Annotated in this window: 23 protein-coding genes and 2 tRNA genes; 12 read left to right on the top strand and 13 right to left on the bottom strand. The window is 62.0% G+C overall.

Annotation, left to right across the window (positions count from 1 at the left end; genetic code table 11):
* The first annotated feature begins 40 nt into the window (after positions 1–40).
* Both BV95_RS00360 and mtgA read left to right on the top strand, forming a co-directional pair.
* Positions 41–451 (top strand): GFA family protein, encoded by a 411-nt coding sequence (locus BV95_RS00360; protein ID WP_037446255.1) that lies wholly within the window; start codon positions 41–43, stop codon positions 449–451.
* Positions 452–574: 123 nt separating this feature from the next.
* Positions 575–1,273, top strand: coding sequence for a monofunctional biosynthetic peptidoglycan transglycosylase (mtgA, locus tag BV95_RS00355; protein WP_037446253.1), 699 nt, complete (start codon positions 575–577; stop codon positions 1,271–1,273).
* A gap of 49 nt (positions 1,274–1,322) precedes the next feature.
* Here the strand turns inward: mtgA and BV95_RS00350 are convergent, their stop codons facing one another.
* The 6 genes from BV95_RS00350 to BV95_RS00325 all read right to left on the bottom strand — a co-directional run bounded on the left by BV95_RS00350 (position 1,323) and on the right by BV95_RS00325 (position 10,065).
* Complete coding sequence (locus BV95_RS00350; protein WP_037446251.1) at positions 1,323–4,673, bottom strand: TonB-dependent receptor; 3,351 nt, start codon at positions 4,671–4,673, stop codon at positions 1,323–1,325.
* 369 nt (positions 4,674–5,042) lie between these two features.
* Positions 5,043–6,311: an ATP-dependent Clp protease ATP-binding subunit ClpX gene (gene clpX, locus BV95_RS00345; RefSeq protein WP_013846967.1), complete on the bottom strand. Its 1,269-nt coding sequence runs from the start codon at positions 6,309–6,311 to the stop codon at positions 5,043–5,045.
* 134 nt (positions 6,312–6,445) lie between these two features.
* Positions 6,446–7,081, bottom strand: a complete 636-nt coding sequence (gene clpP / locus BV95_RS00340) for an ATP-dependent Clp endopeptidase proteolytic subunit ClpP (protein ID WP_013846968.1) — start codon at positions 7,079–7,081, stop codon at positions 6,446–6,448.
* Positions 7,082–7,173: 92 nt separating this feature from the next.
* Entirely contained in the window at positions 7,174–8,151 is a 978-nt protein-coding gene (locus BV95_RS00335) for a glycosyltransferase family 2 protein (RefSeq protein ID WP_037446438.1), read from the bottom strand.
* Positions 8,152–8,308: 157 nt separating this feature from the next.
* A complete protein-coding gene (tig, locus tag BV95_RS00330; RefSeq protein WP_037446248.1) occupies positions 8,309–9,910 on the bottom strand; it encodes a trigger factor in 1,602 nt (533 codons plus the stop codon).
* Positions 9,911–9,980: 70 nt separating this feature from the next.
* A tRNA-Leu gene (locus BV95_RS00325) sits at positions 9,981–10,065 on the bottom strand.
* A 142-nt stretch (positions 10,066–10,207) separates the two neighbouring features.
* On the opposite strand from BV95_RS00325, the gene BV95_RS00320 reads away from it, so the two are divergent.
* The 3 genes from BV95_RS00320 (at position 10,208) to BV95_RS00310 (ending at position 12,099) form a co-directional block, all read left to right on the top strand.
* Positions 10,208–10,399 carry a hypothetical protein gene (locus BV95_RS00320; RefSeq protein WP_037446435.1) on the top strand — a complete coding sequence of 64 codons (192 nt, stop codon included), beginning with the start codon at positions 10,208–10,210 and terminating at the stop codon, positions 10,397–10,399.
* A gap of 151 nt (positions 10,400–10,550) precedes the next feature.
* The gene (locus tag BV95_RS00315) at positions 10,551–11,156 is read left to right on the top strand and encodes a sigma-70 family RNA polymerase sigma factor (RefSeq protein WP_013846972.1); all 606 of its coding nucleotides are present in this window, start codon (positions 10,551–10,553) and stop codon (positions 11,154–11,156) included.
* The gene (locus tag BV95_RS00310; RefSeq protein WP_037446245.1) at positions 11,074–12,099 is read left to right on the top strand and encodes a FecR family protein; all 1,026 of its coding nucleotides are present in this window, start codon (positions 11,074–11,076) and stop codon (positions 12,097–12,099) included. The genes BV95_RS00315 and BV95_RS00310 overlap by 83 nt, the downstream gene beginning before the upstream one ends.
* Before the next feature lie 22 nt (positions 12,100–12,121).
* Here BV95_RS00310 and BV95_RS00305 read toward each other — a convergent pair whose 3' ends face one another.
* Complete coding sequence (locus BV95_RS00305) at positions 12,122–12,820, bottom strand: NAD-dependent deacylase (protein WP_037446243.1); 699 nt, start codon at positions 12,818–12,820, stop codon at positions 12,122–12,124.
* A gap of 108 nt (positions 12,821–12,928) precedes the next feature.
* On the opposite strand from BV95_RS00305, the gene dapB reads away from it, so the two are divergent.
* The 4 genes from dapB to BV95_RS00285 all read left to right on the top strand — a co-directional run bounded on the left by dapB (position 12,929) and on the right by BV95_RS00285 (position 14,976).
* Positions 12,929–13,693: a 4-hydroxy-tetrahydrodipicolinate reductase gene (gene dapB, locus BV95_RS00300; RefSeq protein WP_037446241.1), complete on the top strand. Its 765-nt coding sequence runs from the start codon at positions 12,929–12,931 to the stop codon at positions 13,691–13,693.
* A gap of 2 nt (positions 13,694–13,695) precedes the next feature.
* A complete protein-coding gene (gene nth / locus BV95_RS00295) occupies positions 13,696–14,346 on the top strand; it encodes an endonuclease III (protein ID WP_037446239.1) in 651 nt (216 codons plus the stop codon).
* A 95-nt stretch (positions 14,347–14,441) separates the two neighbouring features.
* Positions 14,442–14,825: a hypothetical protein gene (locus BV95_RS00290; RefSeq protein WP_013846977.1), complete on the top strand. Its 384-nt coding sequence runs from the start codon at positions 14,442–14,444 to the stop codon at positions 14,823–14,825.
* A 74-nt stretch (positions 14,826–14,899) separates the two neighbouring features.
* Positions 14,900–14,976: transfer RNA gene (locus BV95_RS00285), tRNA-Arg, on the top strand.
* 43 nt (positions 14,977–15,019) lie between these two features.
* On the opposite strand, the gene BV95_RS00280 is transcribed toward BV95_RS00285, so the two are convergent.
* Positions 15,020–15,466: an acyl-CoA thioesterase gene (locus tag BV95_RS00280; RefSeq protein ID WP_037446237.1), complete on the bottom strand. Its 447-nt coding sequence runs from the start codon at positions 15,464–15,466 to the stop codon at positions 15,020–15,022.
* 2 nt (positions 15,467–15,468) lie between these two features.
* Positions 15,469–16,137 (bottom strand): GntR family transcriptional regulator, encoded by a 669-nt coding sequence (locus BV95_RS00275; RefSeq protein WP_234703070.1) that lies wholly within the window; start codon positions 16,135–16,137, stop codon positions 15,469–15,471.
* 201 nt (positions 16,138–16,338) lie between these two features.
* Between BV95_RS00275 and BV95_RS00270 the strand changes: the two genes are divergently transcribed.
* Both BV95_RS00270 and BV95_RS00265 read left to right on the top strand, forming a co-directional pair.
* The gene (locus BV95_RS00270) at positions 16,339–17,043 is read left to right on the top strand and encodes a CoA transferase subunit A (RefSeq protein ID WP_037446233.1); all 705 of its coding nucleotides are present in this window, start codon (positions 16,339–16,341) and stop codon (positions 17,041–17,043) included.
* A 1-nt stretch (position 17,044) separates the two neighbouring features.
* Positions 17,045–17,680: a 3-oxoacid CoA-transferase subunit B gene (locus BV95_RS00265; protein ID WP_013846988.1), complete on the top strand. Its 636-nt coding sequence runs from the start codon at positions 17,045–17,047 to the stop codon at positions 17,678–17,680.
* 200 nt (positions 17,681–17,880) lie between these two features.
* Here BV95_RS00265 and BV95_RS00260 read toward each other — a convergent pair whose 3' ends face one another.
* From BV95_RS00260 to BV95_RS00250, 3 genes are read right to left on the bottom strand one after another with little or no spacing between them, the layout of a single operon-like run.
* Positions 17,881–19,323, bottom strand: a complete 1,443-nt coding sequence (locus tag BV95_RS00260; RefSeq protein ID WP_037446232.1) for an aldehyde dehydrogenase family protein — start codon at positions 19,321–19,323, stop codon at positions 17,881–17,883.
* 42 nt (positions 19,324–19,365) lie between these two features.
* Entirely contained in the window at positions 19,366–20,337 is a 972-nt protein-coding gene (locus tag BV95_RS00255) for a prenyltransferase/squalene oxidase repeat-containing protein (protein ID WP_037446230.1), read from the bottom strand.
* A gap of 42 nt (positions 20,338–20,379) precedes the next feature.
* Complete coding sequence (locus BV95_RS00250; protein WP_234703069.1) at positions 20,380–22,008, bottom strand: GMC family oxidoreductase; 1,629 nt, start codon at positions 22,006–22,008, stop codon at positions 20,380–20,382.
* A 292-nt stretch (positions 22,009–22,300) separates the two neighbouring features.
* Between BV95_RS00250 and BV95_RS00245 the strand changes: the two genes are divergently transcribed.
* A complete protein-coding gene (locus BV95_RS00245) occupies positions 22,301–23,110 on the top strand; it encodes an IclR family transcriptional regulator (RefSeq protein ID WP_234703068.1) in 810 nt (269 codons plus the stop codon).
* A gap of 46 nt (positions 23,111–23,156) precedes the next feature.
* Here the strand turns inward: BV95_RS00245 and BV95_RS00240 are convergent, their stop codons facing one another.
* Entirely contained in the window at positions 23,157–24,389 is a 1,233-nt protein-coding gene (locus BV95_RS00240) for a spinster family MFS transporter (RefSeq protein WP_234703067.1), read from the bottom strand.
* Between the last annotated feature and the right edge of the window lie 2 nt (positions 24,390–24,391).

Below are 24,391 nucleotides of genomic sequence, written 5' to 3'. Positions count from 1 at the left end.
GGCGCTATGGAATGCTCCGCCTTGCTGATAAGCGAGCGGAATGATCAGCCTTTCCTGCCTCTGCGGCCAGATACGCATCGAACTCGCCAAGCGCCCGGACCATATCCATGAATGCAACTGCACATTGTGCAGCAAGAGCGGCGCCCGCTGGAGCTATTTTCACCCGTCGGAGGCGAGCGTCCAAGGGGTGGCGGCGGGCTATTGCAGAGAGGATAAGGACGACCCGGCAGCGGAAATCCGCTTCTGCGCCAATTGCGGTTCGACGACTCATTTCAACCTGACCGCCAGCGCAGCCGCGAAATTCGGAAACACGCTGATGGGCGTCAATATGCTGCTGGCGGATGAGCGCGACCTTGCCGGGCTGGAACTGCGTTTCCCTGACGGCAAGGCATGGACGGGTGACGGAGAATTTACCTATGTCCGGCCGCCCCGCATCATCGGGCAGGCGTAATCGTCGGCAACCGTCCCCGCCCGGGCGATCATGCAAGTCCCTTACTGCTCCCTCTCGCGTTGCAGCCATATTCTCGCAAAAGCGGGGACTTGAACCGCCCGGCGATCACGTTACCACAGCGCTATGATCGCCAAAAAGCCCGCCACTCCTCACCGCCGTTCACGCTGGCTTCGGATCGTCTTCAAAATCCTGGGTGTCTTCGTCGTCCTCTCGCTGCTGATGGTGGTGATCTACCGTTTCGTGCCGCCGCCGGTGACATGGACGATGATCTTCGACCCTCATGGCATCACCAAGGACTGGATGAGCCTGGACGAGATGGACCCGGACATGGCCCGCGCCGCCATAGCCGCCGAAGACAGCCGATTTTGCAGTCATCACGGCTTCGATGCGGTCGCCATTGCCCAGGCCATGCGCCACAATGCCAGCGGCGGCCGCATCCGGGGCGGATCGACCATCAGCCAGCAGACGGCGAAGAATGTCTTCCTGTTCCAGGGCGGCGGCTTTGCGCGCAAGGGGCTGGAAGCCTGGTTCACGCTCCTGATCGAAGCGATCTGGGGCAAGCGGCGGATCATGGAGGTCTATCTGAACGTCGCGGAAACCGGCATCGGTACCTATGGCGCGCAGGCTGGGGCGATCCGCTATTTCCGCCATGGGGCCCAGCGCCTGACCCGCGCCGAAGCCGGTCGTCTCGCCGCTGTCCTGCCGCTTCCGAAGAAGCGCGAGGCGATCGATCCCCATGGCTTCACCCGCCGCTATGGCAACAGCATCTCCGCCCGCATCGGTATCGTCCAGCGCGACGGGCTGGATAGCTGTCTGAAATGAGAAAGGGCGCGGATTGCTCCGCGCCCTTCCCTTTCCATCATGTCATCGATCAGAAGCTGATGCGGGCGCCGATCCGAACCGCGTAGAGTGACGACCCATTGGTGGTCACCAGTTCGTCCGCCAGCACGGTGTCTGAACTCGGTTCCTGATATCTATACTGGGTGCAGGGGGCATTGGCGCAACTGACCTTCGCCACGACCTTGCGGAACGGAAAGCTGGACCGCAACTGCTGACCCCATTTGTGGTTCAGAAAATTGGTGAAATTCTCGATATCCGCGAACAGGGAGAAGCGCGCGCCGAGCGGCAACGGCAGTTCCTGTTCGACATGCAGGTCGATGCGCGTGAACGCCTTCGACCGGAAGGCATTGCGCGGCGCGATTTGCCCCCGATAATTCTTCAGGCCTGAATTTTCGATGATATCATCGATACGCTGCGCGGCCTGTGCGGCCGTCAGCGTCGTGACGCCATTCACGACCGTGGGGGCATAGCTGACCAAGGGATCGTTAATGCCGGTCGGCACATAGAAGAGGTAACGGAGCGCGCTGCCTGCCGTGCCGAACACGCCCGAACGCCCGCCCGACAAATCCTGCATGGTATAGCTGTAGGGCGCGCCCGCGCGCGTCGTGCCGAAAATGTCCAGACGGGTCTTGTAATCGCCGAAGAAGGCCCGCTCGAACGACGCATTGTATCGGAAGGCCCAGCGGACCTCATCGTTCGAATGACCGCGACCGCCGAAGTTCGCATCATAATTGGCGCCGTTGCCATAGATCGAACCCGCTTGCGACGAGGTCAGCGCCCCGGCGTCCCGCACATCCTGATAGGTATAGGCGCCTCCCAGCGTCAGACCCCAGTCCCAACTCTTTTCGGCACGCAGAACGCCGATCCAGCCGCGGCCATATTTGGTGTTGGTCAGCAGCAGATCCTGCCCCGTGTCGCCTGTATTGCCGATGGCGCTGGCATAACGCTGGCGACCATCCGGCGTGAAGGACCCCGGAACCGGCACCGACCGCAGGTCGACCACCATCACCTGTTCCCGCACCTTCGAATAGAGCAGGTCCGCGCCAAAGCGCCAGCCATCGCCCAGCGCGCCCAGATTGGCCTCGTAATCCACCGACAAAGTGCCGCGATACTGGTTGGGCGCCTTGAAATTCGGATCGATCGCGTTGAGCGAGGTCGTCGCATTGGGATTGGACGACAGGCCCGCCGCCGCCGCCTGAACCGCCACATCGGCCGCCGCCGGGATCGTCGTGAAGGATGGGTTGTTGAGGATCGACGCCGCAGATGCATTGGCCGTCCCATTCAACTGATACACGCCGCCATCGGTCTGGCGCGCGGTAATCGAGGTGTTGATCACGCCGGTGTTGGAGAAGCTGTTGGCGATGTAGACGTCCGGAGAACCGCCGCCGAAAATGCCGCCTCCGCCACGGATCGTGAGGCGCGGCGTCGGCTTGTAGGTGAAGCCGAAGCGCGGTTGGAGAAGGCCAATGCCGCTGATGTTGCTGGCGTTGGTGAAGCCGTAACGACGCGAGAAATTCGGGTTTACCGCCGGCTTGCTGTCCATGCCAAACAGATCGTAGCGCAGACCCAGACCGACCGTCAGTTGGCTATTGACCCGCCAGTCGTCCTGCAGGCCGAAAGTATAGGCGTCATAGGAAAAGGTCGCGGCAGCATCGGCGGGATTGAGCGACCCGGCATTGTTGTAGCTGAAGGATTGCGCAGTGCCGTTCGCGAAATCCTGGATGCTGTCGAAATAATAGGTGCCCGCCGAGGGATTCACGAACATATTGAAAGACTTGGTATGGTTCCATTCCGCCAGCATGCGGAAATTATGGTCACCCGCCTTCAGCTTGGCGGAGACGGAACCGCCCCAGGTACGTATCCTCAGGACGTTGGACTGGCTGGGGCCGCCGGCGCCCAGCACGAATTGCGGCGTGCCCGTGGGACAGACGATGCTGGCCGCCGTGCCTCCTGCTGTGTTGTTGGGCGCTATGCCACGGTCAGAGGTCTGCGCGGCGCAGATCGACATCTGCGCGGTGCGGCCCATCAGCGGGAACTGGCCGCTGTCATAGGTCTTGTAGAGGGCACGCGCCTCGGTCGAGAAGCGGTCGGTCCAGTCGGCATTCCAGTTGACGATGCCCGCCTTCATCTTGTTCGGCTTCTTATAGGCGTTGGACTCCAGGCCCAGGTCGCGCGTGCCGGTGGTCGTGCTGACGTTCAGTTCGTCCTTGGTGTAGAGGCCTGTCAGCGAGACGCGCTGCGTGTCCGACAGATTGGCGTCAATCTTGCCAACGATGCGGTCGTCCTTGTCGCCGTCCGAACGCAGGATGCCGCCCGGATTGAAGCCGTATCTGTCCTGGGAGATCTGGGCGATCCGTTCCAGATCGGCATCACGAGCGCCAATGACCGGCGTGCCGGCATTATCTTCCTGCGTGCCGAAGGCAACGGGACGGGCGGCGCGGACGCGCTCCGCCGCGATCATGAAGAACAGCCTGTCCCGGATGATCGGACCGGAAATCTCGGCGCCGAAATCCTTGCTGGTGAAATTGGGCTGAACGATGCGGCCGGTCGGATTGAGAATATAGGATTTGGTCTTCTTGCCGGTCAGTTCGTCCGAACTGAAAGTGTAGAAGGCTGTGCCGTGGAATTCGTTGGTGCCCGACTTCAGGATCGCGTTGGAAACGCCGCCCTGGAAAAAGCCTTCACGGATGTCATAGGGCGCGACCTTGGTTTCGAACTGGGCAATCGAATCCAGCGGCACTGGGCCGCGACGCGACGGCAGGGCGTCGGGGTTCAGGCCAAAGCTGTCGGTGATGGGAACGCCATCGACGGTGAAGCGGTTGAAGCGCGGATTCTGCCCCGCGAAGGACACCTGACGGCCTGTCGTCTGGCTGGTATCCAGGGTCGCGAAGGGGTCGCGCGCGGCGATGTCGCGAATGTCGCGGTTGACCGATGCGATCCTGCTGATATCTTCGGCGGTCATCACATTGGCTGGACCGGCAGAGATATTGCCAGCGCCGCGGACGAGCGAGGCGGTCACGACAATGGCTTCACCTTCCTGCGCCAGTTCGATCGGCAGGCCGAAGGTCTGACCGACGGCGGTCTGGATGTCGGTGATCGTGGAGGTCGTATAGCCCGCTGCGTTGACTTCGACCGTATAAGGTCCGCCGACGCGCAAGCCCGCTGCGGTAAAGCCGCCCGACATGTCCGTAACGGCGTTCGAAATGGTGCCGGTCGGCACATGGGTCACCTTGACCTGAGCGCCCGCTACCGGCTGGCCGCCACTCGTCACGCTGCCGCGAATGGTCGACGTGGTTTCCTGCGCATGTGCCGGTGCAACCAGCGCGCCCGCAACACCGACAGCCGCCGCAGATGCGGCGAGAAAAATCTTGAGATCCCTCATCTTCAATTCCCCTTTGGGGCTTGCTGACCACCCCTGGCCAGACAACCCGTAAGTCACTCACTTTATTGAGTGCGCCACCCCTTAGCGGCGCGTGACGACGGCCCTGTGATGCTCTGATTACAGTTTTACGACAATATAACAGATATGGGATGACGACCGCCCCCAGGGGGTCGAATTCGCCCTAAGGCATCACAGCTGGGGAATATAATCATTTGATTTTAAGGCACTAAATTGCCAGGAGACGCCGCTGTTTGACAGTGGTGCAATTTTGCAACGCGGCGAGAATTTTTGTGCGCTTGCGATAGAGGCGACAAAAAAGGGCCGGCGAAACATCGCCGGCCCCAAATTTCAAACCGTTAGAAGATCGATTCAGGCCGCGTCTTCGGCCCGCTTGTCCTTCTCACTGAATACGCGAATCGGTTCCTTGTTGCCCGCGACCACATCCTTGTCGACCACCACTTCGCCCACGCCCTCCATCGAAGGCAGGTCGAACATCGTGTCGAGCAGGATCGCCTCCAATATCGAGCGAAGCCCGCGTGCGCCGGTCTTGCGTTCGATAGCCTTCTTGGCAATCGCGGTCAGCGCGTCGTCGGTGAAGCTGAGTTCCACATTTTCCATGTCGAACAGCTTGGCATATTGCTTCACCAGCGCGTTCTTCGGCTCGACCAGGATCTTGACCAGGGCGGTCACATCCAGATCTTCCAGCGTCGCGATCACCGGCAGACGGCCGACGAATTCCGGGATCAGGCCGAATTTCAGCAAATCCTCAGGCTCGCTCTGACGCAGCAATTCGCCGGTCTTGCGCTCTTCGGGCGCGGCGACATGGGCGCCAAAGCCGATGGACTTGGCTTCCAGACGGTCGCCGATGATCTTTTCCAAACCCGCGAACGCGCCGCCGCAGATGAACAGGATGTTAGTCGTATCGACCTGAAGGAATTCCTGCTGCGGATGCTTCCGGCCGCCCTGCGGTGGAACCGAGGCGGTCGTGCCTTCCATCAACTTCAGCAAAGCCTGCTGCACGCCCTCCCCCGAAACATCGCGGGTGATGGAGGGGTTTTCGGCCTTGCGGCTGATCTTGTCGATTTCGTCGATATAGACGATGCCGCGCTGCGCCTTCTCGACATTATAGTCGGACGCCTGGAGCAGCTTGAGGATGATATTCTCTACATCCTCGCCCACATAACCGGCTTCGGTCAGCGTGGTCGCGTCGGCCATGGTGAAGGGCACGTCGAACGTCTTGGCCAGCGTCTGCGCCAGCAACGTCTTGCCGCAGCCAGTGGGGCCGACCAGCAAAATGTTCGACTTGGCCAGTTCCACCTCGCCCGGCTTGGTGCCGTGGTTCAGGCGCTTGTAGTGATTGTGGACAGCGACCGACAGGACGCGCTTCGCCCGGTTCTGGCCGATCACATAATCGTCCAGCACATCGCAGATTTCCTGCGGGGTCGGCACGCCGCCATCCTTCTTGCCGACGAGACCGCCCTTGGTCTCCTCACGGATGATGTCGTTGCACAATTCCACGCATTCATCGCAGATGAACACGGTCGGCCCCGCGATCAGCTTACGCACCTCATGCTGCGACTTGCCGCAGAAGGAGCAGTAAAGCGTGCTTTTTGAATCGGAGCCCGTAAGCTTAGTCATTCGCCAATCTCTCTTCCCCCTTTCAGGCGGATTGCCGCCTGCGACGAGGGATATGGTGGTCCTAGGATCATCCTAGACCGCGACGCGCCCGTTTCACAAGGGGAGAAAAGGGCGCGTCGCGGCAAACATGGTTTTTAGCCTTCCGCCGTTTCGGCAGCGGCCGGGCGGCGGTCGAACACTTCGTCGACCAGGCCGAACGCCTTGGCTTCCTCCGCCTCCAGGAAGGTGTCGCGGTCCATCGCCCGCTCCACTTCCTCCAGCGTACGGCCGGTATATTGGACGTAGAGGTTGTTCAGGCGGCTACGGATGCGCAGGATTTCCTTGGCTTGGATTTCGATGTCGGACGCCATGCCCTGCGCCCCGCCCGACGGCTGGTGAACCATGATGCGGGCGTTGCTGAGCGCGATGCGCTTGCCCGGCTCGCCAGCGGCCAGCAGGAAGCTGCCCATCGACGCGGCTTGCCCGATGCAGACAGTGCCGACCTGCGGGCGGATATATTTCATCGTGTCGTGGATCGCCATGCCGGACGTCACCACGCCGCCGGGCGAATTGATGTACATCCAGATGTCCTTCTTCGGATTTTCCGACTCAAGGAACAGCAATTGGGCGACGATCAGAGAGGCCATATGATCCTCCACCTGACCGGTCACGAAGATGATCCGCTCCCGCAGCAGGCGCGAATAAATGTCGAAGCTGCGCTCGCCCCGGTTCGACTGTTCGATGACGATGGGGACCAGAGCGGCCATGGGATCGGACATGATATCGGTCATTTTGCTCTTTCAGGGTGATTGCTTTTGCCCGTCCACTACATCGGGACAAAATGCAGACTGTTCAAGGGGTCGCGTGCAACGCGGGTGAATCGTCAGTCGCGCCGGTCAAAATCCGATGGCGCCCGCAAGGCCAGATAGGCCAGCCGCCGCACTTCCCGCCGCCCGCGCACGACGGTGTCCAGGATCAGCCCGCACATGCCCGAAAGCGTGGCGAGGATCATCAGGCCCGTCACCAATATGGCGGTGGGAAAGCGCGGCACGAGGCCCGTCTCCATATAGGTGAGGATCAGCGGCGCCGCCAGGATCAGCCCGCTTGCCGCCAGCAGCGCAGCGATGATCCCGAAGAAGAGGACCGGCCGTTCGATGCGGTAGAGCGTGAGAATCGTACGCAGGATGCGCCAGCCGTCGCGATAGGTGGAAAGCTTGCTCACCGACCCTTCGGGCCGCGCGCCATAGGCGGTGACGACCTCCGCCACCGGCATCCCCAGTTCCAGCGCGTGGACGCTGATTTCCGTCTCTATTTCGAAACCGGCGGAAAGGACCGGGAAGCTCTTCACGAACCGGCGGGAAAAGACGCGGTAGCCCGACAGAATATCGGTGAAGCTGCGTCCGAAAAGCTGCTTCAGCAGGCTGGTCAGCGCCCAATTGCCGAAGCGATGGCCGCGCCGATAGGCTTCCTCGATCTCGCTCCGCCGGGAACCGACGACCATGTCGAGATTATCCTCCAGCATCGCCGCGACCATTCTGGGCGCGGCGGCGGCCTCATAGGTCGCGTCGCCGTCCGCCATGATATAGATGTCGGCATCGACATCCGCGAACATGCGGCGCACCACATGGCCCTTGCCCTGCTGCGCGACGCGGCGGACGATCGCTCCCGCCCCCGCCGCCAGTTCGCGGCTGCCGTCGCTGCTGTTATTGTCGAAGACGTAGATTTCGGCCGAGGGCAAGGCGCGGCGGAAATCCTCCACCGTCCGCACGATCGCTCCAGCCTCATTATAGCAAGGCAGGATGACCGCGATCCGCGGGCTTGCAATCCCCTCCCCGCTGTCCACTGCCGGAAATTCCTTCATCGACGCATAAACCTTATTGCCCCGTCCATTGCCCAATAACGCGACGTGGGGATGACGGAACGTCATTAACATTTCGTCTGCCATGCCCCGCCCGAAATGAAAAGCGCCCGCGCTTCCTGATGAAGCCGGGCGCTTGTCCATTCAGACTGAAAAGGCCTTATTCAGCCTTGGCGGCAGCCTTCTTCGCCGGGGCCTTCTTCGCCTTGGGCTTGTCCTCGGCTGCGGCTTCCTCAGCCACGGCTTCGTCCTTCTTGGCCGCTGCCTTCTTGGCGGGCGCCTTCTTGGCCGGAGCTTCCTCGGCAGCCGGAGCGGCTTCCTCAGCATCGGCCTTCTTCTTCGGAGCCGCCTTCTTCGCCTTTTTCTCTCCATGATCGTGATCATGGTGGTCATGGCCGCAATCCGGACCATGGACATGCGGCTTCAGATCGCCGTCTTCGGCCTCGATGGCGGCTTCCAGTTCCTCGCGGCTGACGGCGCGGTCAGTGATCTCCGCCTTTTCGAACAGGAAGTCGACGACCTTGTCCTCATAGAGCGGGGCGCGAAGCTGCGCGGCGGCCATCGGATCCTGACGCACATATTGCACGAAACGCTCGCGGTCCTGCGGGCTGTACTGCTGGGCGGCCTGCATGATCAGGCGGTTCATTTCCTGATCCGACACGACCACGCCATTGGCCTGGCCGATTTCGGAGAGCAGCAGGCCCAGGCGGACGCGACGGACCGCGATGCCGCGATAATCTTCCTTCTCCGCTTCCATCTCGGCCAGGGCGGCTTCCGGATCTTCCTCATGGGTCGCTTCATGCTGAAGCTGCGCCCAGATCTGGTTGAATTCGGCCTCCACCATGCTCGGCGGCACGTCGAAATCATGCGCGGCGGCCAACTGGTCCAGCAGCTTGCGCTTCATATAGGTGCGGGTCAGGCCGTTATGTTCCTGCTCGATCTGGCCCTTCAGCAATTCCTTGAGCTGGTCCAGCCCTTCCAGGCCCAGCGACTTGGCGAAATCGTCGTCCAGCTTGGGCTTGTCGGCGTTCAGGATCGACTTGACGGTGATGTCAAAGGTCGCTTCCTTGCCGGCGAGGTGCGCCGCGCCATAATCTTCCGGGAAGGTGACGGTGATGGTCTTCTCATCGCCCTTCTTGACGCCGGTGAGCTGCTCTTCGAAGCCAGGGATGAACTGGCCCGAACCGATCTTCAGTTTCACGTCTTCGGCCGAACCGCCCTCAAAGGCCTCGTCACCGATCTTGCCGACGAAATCGATGGTCAGCGTGTCGCCGTCCTTCGCCTTGTGGCTGGCGGCATGTTCTTCCAGCGCGCCCTGCTGCGTCGCGATGCGGCCGGCGGCTTCATCGACCTGCGCATCGGCGACTTCGACGGTCAGGCGCTCCAGCTTCAGACCCTCGACGCTCGGCGCGGCGATCTCCGGCAGCACTTCCAGCGCGACCTTGATTTCCGCATCCTTGCCGAACTCGAAATTCTCGTCCAACTCGACGGAGGGCTGCATCGCGGGACGCAGCTTCTGGTCGGCGATCAGCTTCTGGATGCTGTCCTGGATCGAATTGTTGAGCGCGTCGCGCTGCAGCGATTCGCCGTGCATCTTCTTGACGAGGTTGGCCGGCACCTTGCCGGGGCGGAAGCCAGGCATGCGCATCTGCGGCGCGATGGCGGCGACTTCCTTTTCCACGCGGGCGTCGATGTCCTTCGACGTGATGGTCACGGTGTAGGCGCGCTTCAGGCCCTCGTTCAACGTCTCGACAGTCTGCATCTCTTCTCTCAAACGCTTTCTAAAAGCTGAATTTCGTTGGCGCCTGGCGCTGCTCCACGGTCTGGCGCACTGGTGCGGGCGAAGGGACTCGAACCCCCACATCTTGCGATACCAGAACCTAAATCTGGCGCGTCTACCAATTTCGCCACGCCCGCATCGGTCGCCGGTCGGCGCGGCATAGAGAAAAGAGTCTCGCGAAGCAAGGGCAAGAGGTCAAGCCTGTGGATAACTGGTGGATAAGTCGATCAGGAACCCCCGCGGCGGCCAAACGTATCCTTCATGAAGGAGAAAATGGTCATGGCCACGCAGCCCGATCCCGCCCCTGACGGCGTCCCGCCGCCCGACATCATCGAACCACAATCGCCGCCGGAAACGCCCCCTCCCGATGCGCCGGACGAGACGCCTGCCGGGCAGCCGCCGGAAATCGTGCCGCAGGGGCCGGATTTCGACCAGCCGGATCGCGCCCCGCCGGAAATTCCGCCCGGCTGATCGACGCATTTCTGCCACAGCGAGTCGGTTTTCCACAGAAAGGAAAAATAATGCCCGCGCAATCGCTGGACAGGCCCCTGCATCCATGATTGAATTATGACAAACAGATTAAGACAACGGGAGAGGCGCGGCTGACATCAAGGGGGTCAACGTGCACACGGTTCGCGCTAAACTGCAATGGTTCAAGACAGTGATCCTACCACAGGAAGCTGCTCTACGCGGGCGGCTGAGGCGGATCCTTCCTGCCAATCAGGAATTGGAAGACATGGTCGCGGAGGTTCTTACCCGCGCCTATGCCACTGAAAATTGGGAAAATGTCACTACGGGCCGGGCCTATCTCTTTACCATAGCCCGCAACTTGGTGATCGACACCGCCCGCCGGAACAAGGTGGTCAGTTTCGAAACCATCGCCGACCTGGAACTGCTGCAGGGCGAAAATAACGTGGAGGCCCAGCTTCACGCCCGCGAAGCATTGCGACAGGTGGAAACGATCGTCGATTCGCTTCCGACACAATGCCGACGGGTCTTCATTCTCCGCCGCATCCATGAAAAATCGATGCTGGAAATAGCGGAGGAAATGTCCCTGTCCGTTTCTACAGTTGAAAAACATCTGGCCAAAGCGATCGCAATAGTTATGCGGGCCTGGGCGGAACGTGAGGAAACGGATTTCGAACGTGCAGGTGTCGGGACCAGATTCGGGCTACGAAAGCAGGGACAAGATCGCGGCGGAAGCCGCGCGCCTGCTGGCAAGGCTTAATAGCGATCCCAGCGCGCAGGACGAAGCCGAGATTTGCCGCTGGGTCGAATCGGACCCGCGCCATGCCGTAGCGTTCGCCCGCGCCGAAGCCGCATGGGAAGCGGCGGAGCGGCTCAAGAGCGCCGCCGCCGAAGTCAACCTGCCCCCGCTGGAAGCCATCGTCAGCGAGGAGCAGCAGCGCCGCCTGTCGCGCAACATCATGATCGCCGCCGCCGTCGCGGTGATGCTGTTCATCGTCGCCGCCATCGTCACCGTCCGCACCTTCAGCGGCGTCGACCATTATGAAACCGGCATCGGCCAGATCAGCGATATCGCGCTGGACGACGGTTCCACCCTGCACCTCAACAGCGACAGCGCCGCGGAAGTCCGTTTCACCGATCACGGCCGCAAGGTCCGCGTCCTGAAAGGCGAAGCTTCGTTCGACGTCGCGCATGACCGTTCCCGCCCCTTCGACGTGGAGGCCCGGTCCGCCGTGATCAGGGCGGTCGGCACCGCGTTCAACGTGCGCCTGCGTCCTTCGCTGGTCGAACTGACGGTCACGCAGGGCACCGTCACCGTCCATTCCGGCAACAAGCTGACCCAGCAGATCAGCGCGGGCAGCGGCGCCGTCATCCAGCCGCGCAGCGTTTCGCTCACCCATCTCGACTCGCGCCTGATCGGCCAGCGCACCGCATGGCGCGAGCAGATGGTGGAACTGGACGGCGAAACCATCGAACAGGCCGCCAGCGAGTTCAACCGCTATCGCGCTGCGCCCATCCTGATTGGGGATACGCGGGTTTCATCGCTCCGCATCGGCGGCCGGTTCCGCATCACGGACAGCAAGGAATTCCTCTCCGCCCTGCAACTCAGCCTGCCGATCCGGGTGGTCGCCGGGCAGGATGGGTCGGTCATGCTGCTCTATCAGGACGAGCCGGAACCGGCGGAAAACGCGACAGGCGTATAATTCCCACTTTCCGCTCCGGATTTCATCCAAGCAATTCCGACACCAGTTCCGGCACCAGCATGCTGGCCGGTCCCATTCGGCTTTCCTCGAAATAAAGGCTCCCCACCGAGGGATCGAGATTCAGTTCCAGCGTCCGCGCACCCACATGGCGTGCCGTCTGCACGAAGCCCGCCGCCGGATAGACCGCCCCGGACGTCCCCACCGAAACGAACAGATCGGCCCGCCGCAGCGCCTCGTCGATCACGTCCATTTCGTACGGCATCTCTCCGAAGAACACGATGTCAGGCCGCAAAAGCGCCTTTCCGCAGCCATCGCAGACCGATCCGGGCGGCAAGACATCCGTCCAGCGCCTCGCCTTCCCGCATCCCGCGCACAACGCCGAGCGCAACTCCCCATGCATATGGATCAGCCGCTTCGCCCCTGCCCGCTCATGCAGATCGTCCACATTCTGCGTGACGATCAGCAATTCCCCCGGCCATTGCGCGTCCAGCGCCGCCAGCGCTTCATGCGCGGCGTTCGGCCGGACCTCCGACAGTTTCGCACGCCGCTCGTCATAGAAGCGGTGCACCAGTGCCGCATCGCGCGCCAACGCTTCGGGCGTGCACACATCCTCCACCCGATGCCCTTCCCACAACCCGTCTGGTCCGCGAAAGGTCGCCAGGCCGCTTTCGGCGGAAATCCCGGCCCCGGTCAGGATCACGATATTGCGAATGTCGTCCATATATGTCCCCTATGCCTCCTATTTCCCAATGCAAGGACCGATAGCAAAAGGATGACAAGAGCCGCCCATTCTGGCATCCGCCACGCGACTTTTTAGGGAATGACAGTGATGACCAGCATCGGGATTTTCGGAGCGGCCGGCCGCATGGGACGCGCCATCGCGCAGATCGTCCAGGAAGCGGGCCTGAAAATCGCCGGAGGCACCGACCGCAACGGCGAAGGCGAAATAGCCCCCGGCATTTCCATTACCACCGATCCCCACGCGCTGGCGCAGCGGAGCGACGTGCTGATCGACTTTTCCGTGCCCGGCGCGCTGTCGGCCCATCTGGACGCCTGCATCGCCGCGAAGAAGCCGGTCCTTATCGGCACCACCGGGCTGGAACCGGCGCATCACACGCTGATCGACGAAGCCGCGAAGCGCATACCGCTGCTCCAGACCGGCAACACGTCCCTCGGCGTCAATCTGCTGGCGGCTTTGGTGGAACAGGCTGCGTCGCGGCTAGGCGACGATTGGGACATAGAGATCGTCGAAATGCACCATCGCCACAAGGTCGACGCCCCGTCCGGCACCGCGCTGCTGCTGGGCGAAGCCGCCGCGCAGGGACGCGGCATCGCCCTGGCCGACCATAGCGAACGCGGCCGCGACGGCATCACCGGCGCGCGCGCCAGGGGTGCGATCGGTTTCGCGGCCCTGCGCGGCGGTTCCGTGGCGGGGGACCATCAAGTCATCTTCGCCGCCGAGGGCGAACGGATCGAGATCGGCCATCGCGCCGAAAGCCGCATCATCTTCGCCCGCGGCGCTGTGAAGGGCGCGCAGTGGCTGATCGGCCAGCCCATAGGCCGATACGACATGAAGGGCGTCCTGGGCCTCTGATCGTGAACAAAGGTCAGATATTCGACTTTTTCAGCCGCCTTGCAGAGGCCAATCCAGCCCCTCGCACGGAGCTGGAATATGACAATGACTATCAGCTTCTGGTGGCGGTGGTCCTGTCGGCGCAGGCCACGGACGTTGGCGTCAACAAGGCGACCCGCGCCCTGTTCCGGGAGGTGCTCACGCCCCAGCAGATGGTCGATCTGGGGGAAGAGGGCCTGAAGACCCACATCAAGACGATCGGCCTGTTCAACGCCAAGGCGAAGAACGTCATCGCCCTGTCGGAAATATTGGTCCGCGATTTCGGCGGAGAAGTGCCGCAGGATCGCGACATATTGACCACCCTGCCCGGCGTCGGGCGCAAGACGGCCAATGTCGTCATGAACACCGCCTTCGGGCAGGAGACGTTCGCGGTCGACACTCATATCTTCCGCGTCGGCAACCGCACCGGCCTGGCGCCCGGAAAGACTCCGCTGGCGGTCGAACTAAAGCTGGAAAAGCGCGTCCCCGGTCCCTTTCGCCGCGATGCGCATCATTGGCTGATCCTGCACGGTCGCTATGTCTGCAAGGCGCGCAAGCCCGAATGCTGGCGCTGCATCGTGGTCGACCTCTGCCGCTTCAAGCCCAAGACGCCGGCGCCCGGAACCGCGAACTGATTATCGCGCCGTTCAGCCGAAGGATGGTAAAGGGAGCGGATTAACGGATGAGGCGTTGGCGCGCCGTCATTCCCTTAGTCACAAGGAGAGACATCATGTCCGCACGCCCCATTCCCCGGCTGGCTCTGGCCATGGCGCTGGCCTGCACCGCCACCCTCGCCAGCGCCAAGACCGCGCCCGACAATCTGGTGCCCGTCGGCAAGCCGGTCGATTGCGTCCAGATCAGGTCGATCAGTTCCACCCAGGTCCGCGACGACCGCACCATCGACTTCATCATGAACGGCAACAAAGTCTATCGCAACACGCTGCCCAATAGCTGCCCCAGCCTGGGTTTCGAAAAGCGCTTCCTTTACAAGACCAGCCTGTCCCAGCTTTGTTCGGTGGACATCATCACCGTGCTCTATCAGGGCGGCGGGCTGCAACCGGGCGCGAGTTGCGGACTGGGGAAATTCCAGCCGATGCAAAAAATGGCGAAATAACTTTCGCCTGAGGCGATTTTGATGCTGGCGCGAGCGATTGGGCTTTGCTAAGCGGCCCTTCGCACTAGCGACACGCACCCATAGCTCAGCTGGATAGAGCGTTGCCCTCCGAAGGCAAAGGCCAGAGGTTCGAATCCTCTTGGGTGCGCCAAAATTGCCATGCCGGACGGCGTTTGCTTCCCCTGTCGGCGGCCTTATTCATTGCGCGACTGCTTCACCATCCTTGCGGTCAGTTCGGCTATCAGTTCGGGGCGCAGCGGCTTCGCCTGATCATCCGTGCGGCACACGATGACGGTATCGCAGGTCGCGATGGCGCGGCCATTTTGGAACATCGCCTGACAGATCGTCCAGCTTGTGCCGCCAAGGCGGCCAAAACCCGACGTGATCTCGACAGGATCGGGGAAATTGCCCTCGCCCAGATAACATATGTGAAGGTCGGCGACCATCGTGCGCTCGTTCGACGGCCGGTTCGTCAAGGCGTCCACCTGCCGGTTCAACATGACGCGGCCGCCCTCGAACAGCGCTGCGAAGGAGACATTGTTGATATGGCCGTTGACGTCCAGATCCTGGAAACGCGTCTGGAAATCGCCGCGCACGGGGTAATTGGTGGCGTCGAGCCGCCAGCTTTCCGGTCTGGGCACGGTCAGCGCCTCCCCATGACTCTGCTGCTCCGCCGGGCATGCCAATCGGCGATGGCGGTGCGGACATTGTCGACGTGGCGCCGCGCGCTCTCCTCCGCCGGTCCCGCATCCTTCTTCATGATGGCGGCCGCCATGTCGGCATAGTCGCGATGCCGGACCTGTTGCAGGTCGGACGCCGAATATTGCACGTGGATGATGTGCATGCCCACGGATGGAAAGAGACGGCGCAACTCGCGATTGTCGCCGATCCGGAGCAGAGCGCGGTAGAATTGACGCCGCGCCGCGTTGAAGGCCCCCTCCTCCCGCTCGGCCGCTGCGACATCCAGCCGCTGCAGAACATCGCGCAGCAGCTTGCCGTGCAGGCGCTCCTCATATCGGCCGGCCGCGGTGCGGGCAGCGAGCGCGGTCATCGCCTCGGCAACGTCGAGCACCTCCATGCTCTCGGCCAGATCAAGTTTCCGGATCGAGGGCGAACGATTTGCCTCCAGTTCGATGATGCCGCGCACCGACAGGTGCTGCATAGCCTCCCGCACCGCGTTCCGGCCGACATCATAGCGCAAAGCAAGTTCCGTTTCCGCAAGCCGCTGTCCCGGAACGAGTTGCCGCTCGTCCAGGCCCGACAAGATGCCCAGGACCACCTTCCGCGCTGCGCCCGCCGGCTCGAATTCCAACCCGGCCTCCATATTAGCCCTCTTGATTGTTCTACAATCATGTTCCATACACTTTTCCACGGAGAGTGCCTATGGACAATTTGCTGAACCCTGGCGGCAGGACCGTGATCGCCCTCGCTGTCGACGCATGCCGATCGGTTGCTCTAGACATCTCCTCCGCCGATGGCGGCCACTTCCTCAGCAGCATGTGAGTCCAACGACATGGCGAGAAAACTCCACGACACGGCCCGCGATGCCCTTTCGGGCCTGCTTTTCGACGGGATGACCATCGCGGCCGGGGGCTTCGGCCTTTGCGGCATTCCGGAGACGCTGATCGACGAGATCCGCCGAAGCGGCGTCAAGGATCTCACCATCATCTCGAACAATGCAGGGGTGGACGATTTCGGCCTGGGCCTGCTGTTGCAGAGCCGGCAGGTGCGCAAGATGATCTCCTCCTATGTCGGGGAGAATAAGGAGTTTGAGCGACAATATCTAACCGGCGTCCTCGAATTGGAATTCAATCCGCAGGGTACGCTGGCGGAACGGCTGCGCGCAGGCGGCGCGGGCATCGCCGGATTTTACACCCGGACGGGCGTCGGAACGATCGTGGCCGACGGCAAGGAAGAAAAGATCTTCGGCGGCGAGCGCTATATATTGGAAACCGGGCTGACGGCCGACCTTGCCATCGTCAAGGCATGGCGGGGCGACGAAAAGGGCAATCTCGTCTATCGGAAGACGGCGCGCAACTTCAACCCGATGGTGGCGACATCCAGCCGCGTCACGGTCGCCGAGGTCGAGGAGTTGCTCCCGGCGGGCGCGATCGATCCCGACCATGTTCATACCCCCAGTATCTTCGTGCAACGGATGATATTGGCGGAACGAAATGAGAAGCGCATAGAAAAGCGCATCGTGCGCGGAGAGGTTTGACATGCCCTGGACCCGGAACGACATGGCCGCCCGCGCCGCGCGCGAACTGCGCGACGGTTTCTACGTCAATCTCGGCATCGGCATTCCAACGCTGGTGGCGGACAATATTCCCGAAGGCATGGACGTGACGCTCCAGTCGGAGAACGGCATGCTCGGCCTGGGTCCCTATCCCGACGCCGCGCATGTCGACGCGGACATCATCAACGCCGGGAAGGAGACGATCACCGAACTCGCCGGCACCAGCTATGTGTCTTCAGCCGACAGTTTCGGCATGATCCGGGGCGGTCATATCGACCTGTCGGTCCTGGGCGCGATGGAGGTCGCGGAAAATGGCGACATCGCCAACTGGATGATCCCCGGAAAGATGGTGAAGGGCATGGGCGGCGCGATGGATCTCGTCGCGGGCGTCCGGCGCATCATCGTGCTGATGGACCATGTCTCGCGGGACGGAACGCCCAAGTTCCGCAAGAGCTGCACCCTTCCCCTGACGGGTTCGGCGGTCGTCGACATGCTGATAACCGATCTGGCCGTCTTTGCGCGGGCTGACCGAAGCGCCCGCTTCCGCCTGATCGAATGCGCGCCCGGCGTCGATCCCGATCAGGTTCGCGCTCTTACCGAAGCGGATTTCGACATATAGCGTATGGGAGCGATCCGGAGGTGCCAGGGAAAAACTGGCTCACTCCGTTCGTCCTGAGTTGTTCGAAGCCTGTCCTGAGCCGAAGGGGGCTGTTCTTCCCTTCAGGAAAGGAGTGGGCTTCGACAGGCTCAGCCCAAACGGGATGGGGTGGTTCCGATTGGGCGCAGGATCGCGCCCATATCCCCCCAGCGACTATGCAATCAGGCCCGGCGGATCACCAGGTTCCGGATTTCGCTCATATCCTCCATGGCGAAGCGTACGCCTTCGCGACCGAGCCCGCTGTCCTTGACCCCGCCATAGGGCATGTTGTCGACGCGGTAGCTCGACACGTCGTTGACGACGATGCCGCCCACGTCGAGATGATCCCACGCATCCAGCACCTTGTGGATGTCACGCGTGAACAGTCCGGCCTGAAGTCCGAACTTGCTGTCGTTGACCTCGGCCAGCGCAGCCTTCCAGTCGGCGAATTTCGACAGCATGACCACCGGGCCGAAAGCCTCCTCCTGCACCAGGTCGGTGCCGCTGGGGACGTTTTCGAGCAAGGCGGCTTCCAGCATATTGCCTTCGCATCCGCCCCCTGCGAGCAAGGTCGCGCCCGCGGCGACCGCATCGTCGATCCAGCCTTTCAGCCGCTGGGCCTCATTGACCGAGATCATGGGGCCGATGAACGTGTCGCGAAGCTTGGGATCGCCTGATTTCAGCGCCTTGACCTTCGCGGCGAGCATGTCGCGGAACCGGTCGTAAATATCCTCATGGATGATCACACGCTGCACATGGATGCAGCTTTGTCCCGACTGATAATAGCCGCCGAAGATAATCCGCGCGAGCGCATGGTCGAGGTCGGCGTCCTTGTCGACCACGACCGCCGCATTGCCGCCCAGTTCGAGCACGACCTTCTTCTTGCCCGCCCGCGCCTTCAAATCCCAGCCGACGCCCGGCGAACCCGTGAAGCTGAGCAGCTTCAGCCGATCGTCCGTGGTGAACAGATCCGCGCCCGCGCGCGATGCGGGCAGGATGCTGAACGCGCCCTCCGGCAGGATGTCGCATTCGGCAAGAACCTCCCCCATGATGATCGCGCCCAGAGGCGTCAGCGACGCGGGCTTCATCACGAAGGGGCAGCCCATCGCGATGGCCGGGGCGATCTTGTGCGCGGCGAGGTTGAGGGGGAAATTGAAGGGCGAGATGAAGCTGCACGGGCCGATCGGCACCCGCTTCCACATCCCCATATAGCCCTTTGCGCGGGCTGAAATGTCGAGCGGCTGGACCTCGCCATAGTTGCGGGTCGCTTCCTCGGCGGCGATGCGGAAGGTGTCGATCAGGCGACCCACCTCTCCCTCGCTGTCGGCGATGGGTTTGCCTGCCTCCACGCACAAGGCATAGGCGAGTTCGTCGAAGCGCTCCTGAAAGCGCGTGACGCAATGGGTGAGCACGTCGCGTCGTTCGAAGCTCGCCAGCCGCGCCATCGGCTCGGCAGCGCGCACGGCCCCGGCGATGGCCTCCGAGATGATCTCCGGCGTCGCGAGCGCGGTGCGGAAAGCGACTTCCCCGGTGAATTTGTCGGTCACCGCCAGGTCGGCGTTCGGCTGCACCGCCCTGTTGTTGAGATAGAGCGGATAGACGTCGTTGAGTTTGATCACGGCCATTCTCCCACATCCCCGGCGCACCGCGGATCCTGTTTCTCTTATTTACGGCTGGAGAGCCCGCGCAATCCGACTGAGGTAGAAAACGCGTTCAAATGTAGCGTCGAACGCGACAGGAATCGACTGGTCGGGCGATCTGTACCAGCGGCCATCCGCCGCCTGCACATCGCATATCCATTCCGTCATGCGCGCGGCGACATCCCTGAACCTTTCGTCCCCCGTTACCGCGAACAACTCGGCGCAGCCCCAGGCAATCTTGCCGTTGGAGGTCGATCCGAATATTTCGGGAAGGCAGCCGTTCACGAACGCCAGCAACTTCTCCGCCGCATTGATCCATTTGCGCTCGCCGGTCAGCAGGTTCATCTGGGCCATCAGCGCAAGCAGATATCCGATATACCAGTAAATCTGCCCGCTGTCTGTCCGCCGGACCGTCCAGCCTTTTCCGTCTTCGCCCACCGCCGGTTTTATATAGCCGGTCTCAGGCGACCAGCGGAAATAAAATGCCTCTTCGGGTTCAGGCTGATCTTCGACAAGGGCGCGAACCAGTTCGGCTCCTTTCATCACCTCATCACTCTTCCCCGCCGCGAGAAGGGCCGTCAGCGCGCAGCATGTCAGGCCGGCGTCGATGATCCGTCCCGGGCCGTCGACAAGGACGCCGCCCGTGATCCCGCAAAGCTGGCTGCGAATCGCGTTCGCGGCCGGAACGGACATGTCGTAGCGTCCGGCGAGATGCGCTCCCCAGGTCAGCCATGAATCCCGGTAGATCGGCCCGACCGTCGCGGCGGGATATTGTTCGCCGCCGAACTGGCCGTCCTTGTAGAAGTCCCGCTTGATCTTGTGCGCGACGCGTCCCGCCTCCAGATAGCGGCCGGTAGCGGTGAAGGTCAGGAGAGCCTTGTAATAGCCGAACAATATGGACTCGCTGCCTTCAAGCTCGCCTTTGTCGGATACGCGTCCGGCAAGCCATTTCAGGCCGAGCGATATTGCTTCCTCGCAACGCTGAACGATCTCTGCCAATGATCCTCTCCAGGATTTTAGAATTTTTGGTTCAGCCTGCCCTCACGCCGCCGCCTGGCGGATGAGTTCGGCCCCCTTTTCCCCGATCATCAAGGCGGCGGCGTTGGTATTGGACGACGGCATGGTGGGCATGATCGAAGCGTCCACGACCCGAAGCCTGTCGACCCCCCGCACCCGCAGTTGATCGTCGACCACCGCCCAGTCGTCGCGTCCCATCTTGCAAGTGCCGATCGGATGGTAGGAGGTCTGCCCGCTCTGCCGGATATATTCCTTTATCTCGTCATTGGAGGAAGCCGCCGCGCCCGGTCGCAATTCCGTCACGACGAATTTCGAAAGCGCATCCTGCGCCGCTATGGTCCGCGCCATCCTGATCCCCGCCGTCAGGACGCGGACATCCTCCTCATCTTCGAACTGGTTGGGATAGATGAGGGGTGCGACGTTCGCGTCGGGCGACGATATGTGGAGATGCCCCCGCGACCGAGGCGACAATTGGACGATGCCTATCGTCAGACCCGGATGAGGGTCGATCCCAAGATCCTTGCTATAGGCCATCCGGTCCTGACCGCTGAAATGGTGAAGCTGCAGCTTCAGATCGGGCATGGGAGCATCCGGACGGGACCGCACGATGGCATGCGCCGACGCGAGCGGTGTCGACATCAGCCCCCGGCCCAGGAAAAGCCACTCCGCCCCCACTTTCATGCGGAACAGGTAATTTCGGACCAATTCGTTCAAGCCCGCGGTATTCTGCGCCTTCAGGCTGATGCGGGTCTGAAGGTGATCGATCAGATTCTCGCCGACGCCGGGCAAATGGTGGACGACGGATAGCCCGGCATTTTTGAGGATAAACGCGTTGCCAATCCCGGAAAGCTCCAGCAATTGCGGCGACCCGATCGCCCCGGCGCTGATGATGATCTCGCGATTGGCGCGGACGGTCCGTTCCCCGGCGGCGTTCTGCAAGACCACACCGCTGGCGGCTCCATCCACGACGTCGATCTTCTTGACCCGCGTGTTGGCCAGGACATGCAGATTCTTGCGCTTCGCCGCGGAAGACAGATATCCGACGGCGGCGCTTTGCCTCCGTCCATAGCGGGTGTTGAACTGCAGCGGACTCGCACCCTCGATAGACGCGCCGTTATAATCGGCATTGCCCGGAATGCCGGCCTGCGCGCAGGCGTCGAGAAAGGCGCTGGTGACCGGCAAATTCAGCCGGAGGCGTTCCACCGAAATCGGACCGCCCTTCCCCCTGTAGCGCGGGTCTCCATCCTTGAAATTCTCGAATTTCTTGAAGAAAGGCAGGACGTCGTCATAGCCCCAGCCGATATTGCCCATTTCCCGCCAGCGATCATATTCCTCGCGCAGGCCGCGAATGAAGATGGTGCCATTGACGGAACTGGAACCGCCGACGACCTTCCCTCGCGGCCATCTGAGCTTTCGGCCGTTGAGCGCGGGCACGCCCTCCGTCTCATAGGGCCAGATCACGTCGGTGCGGCGAAGCATCTGCCCCGTTCCCAGCGGGGCGCGCATCCAGAAGAGATTGTCCGGGCCGCCAGCTTCGATCAGCAGGACCGAATGCGTTCCGTCTTCGCTGAGCCGATTGGCCACGACGCATCCTGACGATCCAGCGCCGATCACGACATAGTCGTACGAATTCCCGACATCATTATGGGCCATATCCATACCGGCAATATTCCATTTCGTGCGACCGCGCGGCCCAGGACGGACCGAGTGCAGATTTCTGCACACGGCACCCCATGCGCATTTGAACTTGAATGATAATCTGATATAGTTTCATATATCGAAACTGTCAAAGCATTATCGTCGGTATGTTGGAACTTTTAAATTTTCTCGATGGGCCATCGACAAGGGATGCTTTTGACGGGTTCAGTTCCTGTGTAATTGCGGAACTGCTATGCGAACGCCGCCGTGCGAATCGGGCGCGAGGGAAAATGAAGTGGGAAAATCTGTGACGGACGAGAAGCAGGGTTCGACCTCAAGGCAGCGTTCCTCCAAGAATTCCGACCCCTTCTTCGCCACGACGCTCGAACGGGGCTTGCGGGTTCTTGCGGCCTTTGGCCCGGACGACGCATGGCTGAGCAATTCGGAGATTTCCTCCCGGACGGGAATGCCGCGATCCTCCGTTTCGCGCCTGACCAACACCCTGGTTCAACTCGGCTATCTCGGCCTCAACGAAAGCGGAGCCTATCGCGTGGGCTCCCAGGTTCTTTCGGTGGCCTATCCGCTGCTGGCGCGGTTCAAGATCCGCCAGATCGCGCGGCCCTTCATGCGGGATTTCGCAGTGCGCGCCGGCGGCAATGTTTCGATCGCCATGTCGAATGACCTGAATGCGATCATGCTGGACGTCACGCGGTCGGACGATACGGCGCTGCCCGACTATATTTCCGATATAGGATTTTCCGTCCCGCTCTATCGCACCGCCATCGGCCGCGCGATCCTGTCACTCAAGTCGCCGGAGGAGCGTGCCGCGCTTCATCAACGGACCCTGGAGACGGCTCCCCATCTTGCCGATGGAAAGGGCGAAGCGGACCAGGGCGTGGAAGACTGCAAGACGGATGGCTTCTGTTTCGCTTCCTCCTGGCGGGCCGAAACTCTCGCGGTGGCGGCTCCGCTGCTGCGGACGGCGGATGGGGAATGCCTGGCGCTGGTGTGCGCCGTGCCTGCTTTCCGAACCAATGAAAATGAGATGCGGGGCGATGTCGGGCCGCGCCTGGTGTCGCTCGCCGCCCGGATCAGGGCGCTTGCCAACGGGGTATAGTCAGCGCCTGGCCATCGCAGGGATGCCCAGGCGCCGATATTCCGCTTCAGCCTGATTTCAGTTCGGCATTCAGGCGCAGGCTGGCGCGCCACAGGAAGTAGGCGGGGATCAGGCCCAGCCACGCGGCGCCGTAAAGGACGTAGCGCACGCTCTCCGCCCCGACCGCTGGCTTCAGCATTTCCGACATGATCCCGAACAGCAGCGGGCCCAGTCCCAATCCAACAAGATTTTGCATGAAGAGAAGTATGGCGCTGGCCATGGCGCGCGCCTCCGGCCGCACGAGCCCGTGCAGGCAGGCGAAGGTCGGACCATAATAGGATGCGTTGAACACCGTCGGGATGAAGATCAGCACGAGGGCAATATGCCATTCGTCGATCCAATAGCCGAGGAAGAGAACAGGCGCGCCAAGCGCCATGCCGATCACGGGCGTGGTCAGCATATGCTGCCTGTTCACGCTGCCGTAACGGTCCGCCAGATAACCGCCAAGCCAGGTGCCGACGATCCCTGCGGCGCCGATGGCGATGCCGAGCAGCAGCCCCGTTTCCCCCACGCTGAGGCCGTGCGAGCGTTGAAACAGGATCAGCGCCCACACATTCTTGCCATAGGTGAGGAAGGCGGTGAAAGACGCGCCAATGGCCAAGTGAAGGAAGGTGCGGGTGCCGAATACCTCGCGCAGCGCCCCGATCACGGTCAGATCGGCTGTCGGGGCTGGCGATGCGGCTGTCGGCTTTTGCCGCACATCCCGGATCATGAGAGGCAGGATCAACGCCATCAGGACGCCCGGAGCGCCCACAAGCATGAACGCGGTACGCCAGCCCCACAGGTCGCTGGCGAAACCGCCAATGGCCAGCCCCAACAGGGTGCCGATCGGAATGCCCAGGCCGTAAAAGGCGATGGCCGACGCGCGCTTCGACGGCTCGACCGTGGAGCTGATCAAGGAGTGCGCCGCCGGGGTGCAGCCGGCCTCCCCCACCCCGACGCCGATGCGCGCGAGCAGGAGCTGGACGAAATTATGGGCCATGCCGCACAATACGGTCATCCCCGACCAGATCACGAGCGAGGCGGAGATCAGCCCGACCCGATTGGTCGACGGCCGGTCAGCATAGCGGGCGATGGGAATGCCCAGCACGGTATAGAAAAGCGCGAAGGCCAGCCCGGTCATCAAGCCGATTTCGGTATCCGACAGCGAAAGATCCCTGGCAATGGGTTCAGCCAGAATGTTGACGATCTGCCGATCGAGGAAGTTGAGGATATAGACCACGAGCAATACGCCGAGCATCG

This window comes from Sphingobium chlorophenolicum (assembly GCF_000722875.1).
GTDB lineage: Bacteria > Pseudomonadota > Alphaproteobacteria > Sphingomonadales > Sphingomonadaceae > Sphingobium > Sphingobium chlorophenolicum.
Note: the sequence above shows the minus strand (reverse complement) of the source record. Positions and strands in the feature narration are given on the sequence as shown.

What these genes read in the sequence shown, in the direction of transcription:
- BV95_RS00360 (WP_037446255.1), top strand. Translation starts at nt 41, where the DNA reads ATGATCAGCCTTTCCTGCCTCTGCGGCCAGATACGCATCGAACTCGCC.
- mtgA (WP_037446253.1), top strand. Translation starts at nt 575, where the DNA reads ATGATCGCCAAAAAGCCCGCCACTCCTCACCGCCGTTCACGCTGGCTT.
- BV95_RS00350 (WP_037446251.1), bottom strand. Translation starts at nt 4,673, where the DNA reads ATGAGGGATCTCAAGATTTTTCTCGCCGCATCTGCGGCGGCTGTCGGT.
- clpX (WP_013846967.1), bottom strand. Translation starts at nt 6,311, where the DNA reads ATGACTAAGCTTACGGGCTCCGATTCAAAAAGCACGCTTTACTGCTCC.
- clpP (WP_013846968.1), bottom strand. Translation starts at nt 7,081, where the DNA reads ATGACCGATATCATGTCCGATCCCATGGCCGCTCTGGTCCCCATCGTC.
- BV95_RS00335 (WP_037446438.1), bottom strand. Translation starts at nt 8,151, where the DNA reads ATGAAGGAATTTCCGGCAGTGGACAGCGGGGAGGGGATTGCAAGCCCG.
- tig (WP_037446248.1), bottom strand. Translation starts at nt 9,910, where the DNA reads ATGCAGACTGTCGAGACGTTGAACGAGGGCCTGAAGCGCGCCTACACC.
- BV95_RS00320 (WP_037446435.1), top strand. Translation starts at nt 10,208, where the DNA reads ATGGCCACGCAGCCCGATCCCGCCCCTGACGGCGTCCCGCCGCCCGAC.
- BV95_RS00305 (WP_037446243.1), bottom strand. Translation starts at nt 12,820, where the DNA reads ATGGACGACATTCGCAATATCGTGATCCTGACCGGGGCCGGGATTTCC.
- dapB (WP_037446241.1), top strand. Translation starts at nt 12,929, where the DNA reads ATGACCAGCATCGGGATTTTCGGAGCGGCCGGCCGCATGGGACGCGCC.
- BV95_RS00290 (WP_013846977.1), top strand. Translation starts at nt 14,442, where the DNA reads ATGTCCGCACGCCCCATTCCCCGGCTGGCTCTGGCCATGGCGCTGGCC.
- BV95_RS00270 (WP_037446233.1), top strand. Translation starts at nt 16,339, where the DNA reads ATGGCGAGAAAACTCCACGACACGGCCCGCGATGCCCTTTCGGGCCTG.
- BV95_RS00265 (WP_013846988.1), top strand. Translation starts at nt 17,045, where the DNA reads ATGCCCTGGACCCGGAACGACATGGCCGCCCGCGCCGCGCGCGAACTG.
- BV95_RS00260 (WP_037446232.1), bottom strand. Translation starts at nt 19,323, where the DNA reads ATGGCCGTGATCAAACTCAACGACGTCTATCCGCTCTATCTCAACAAC.
- BV95_RS00250 (WP_234703069.1), bottom strand. Translation starts at nt 22,008, where the DNA reads ATGGCCCATAATGATGTCGGGAATTCGTACGACTATGTCGTGATCGGC.
- BV95_RS00240 (WP_234703067.1), bottom strand. Translation starts at nt 24,389, where the DNA reads ATGCTCGGCGTATTGCTCGTGGTCTATATCCTCAACTTCCTCGATCGG.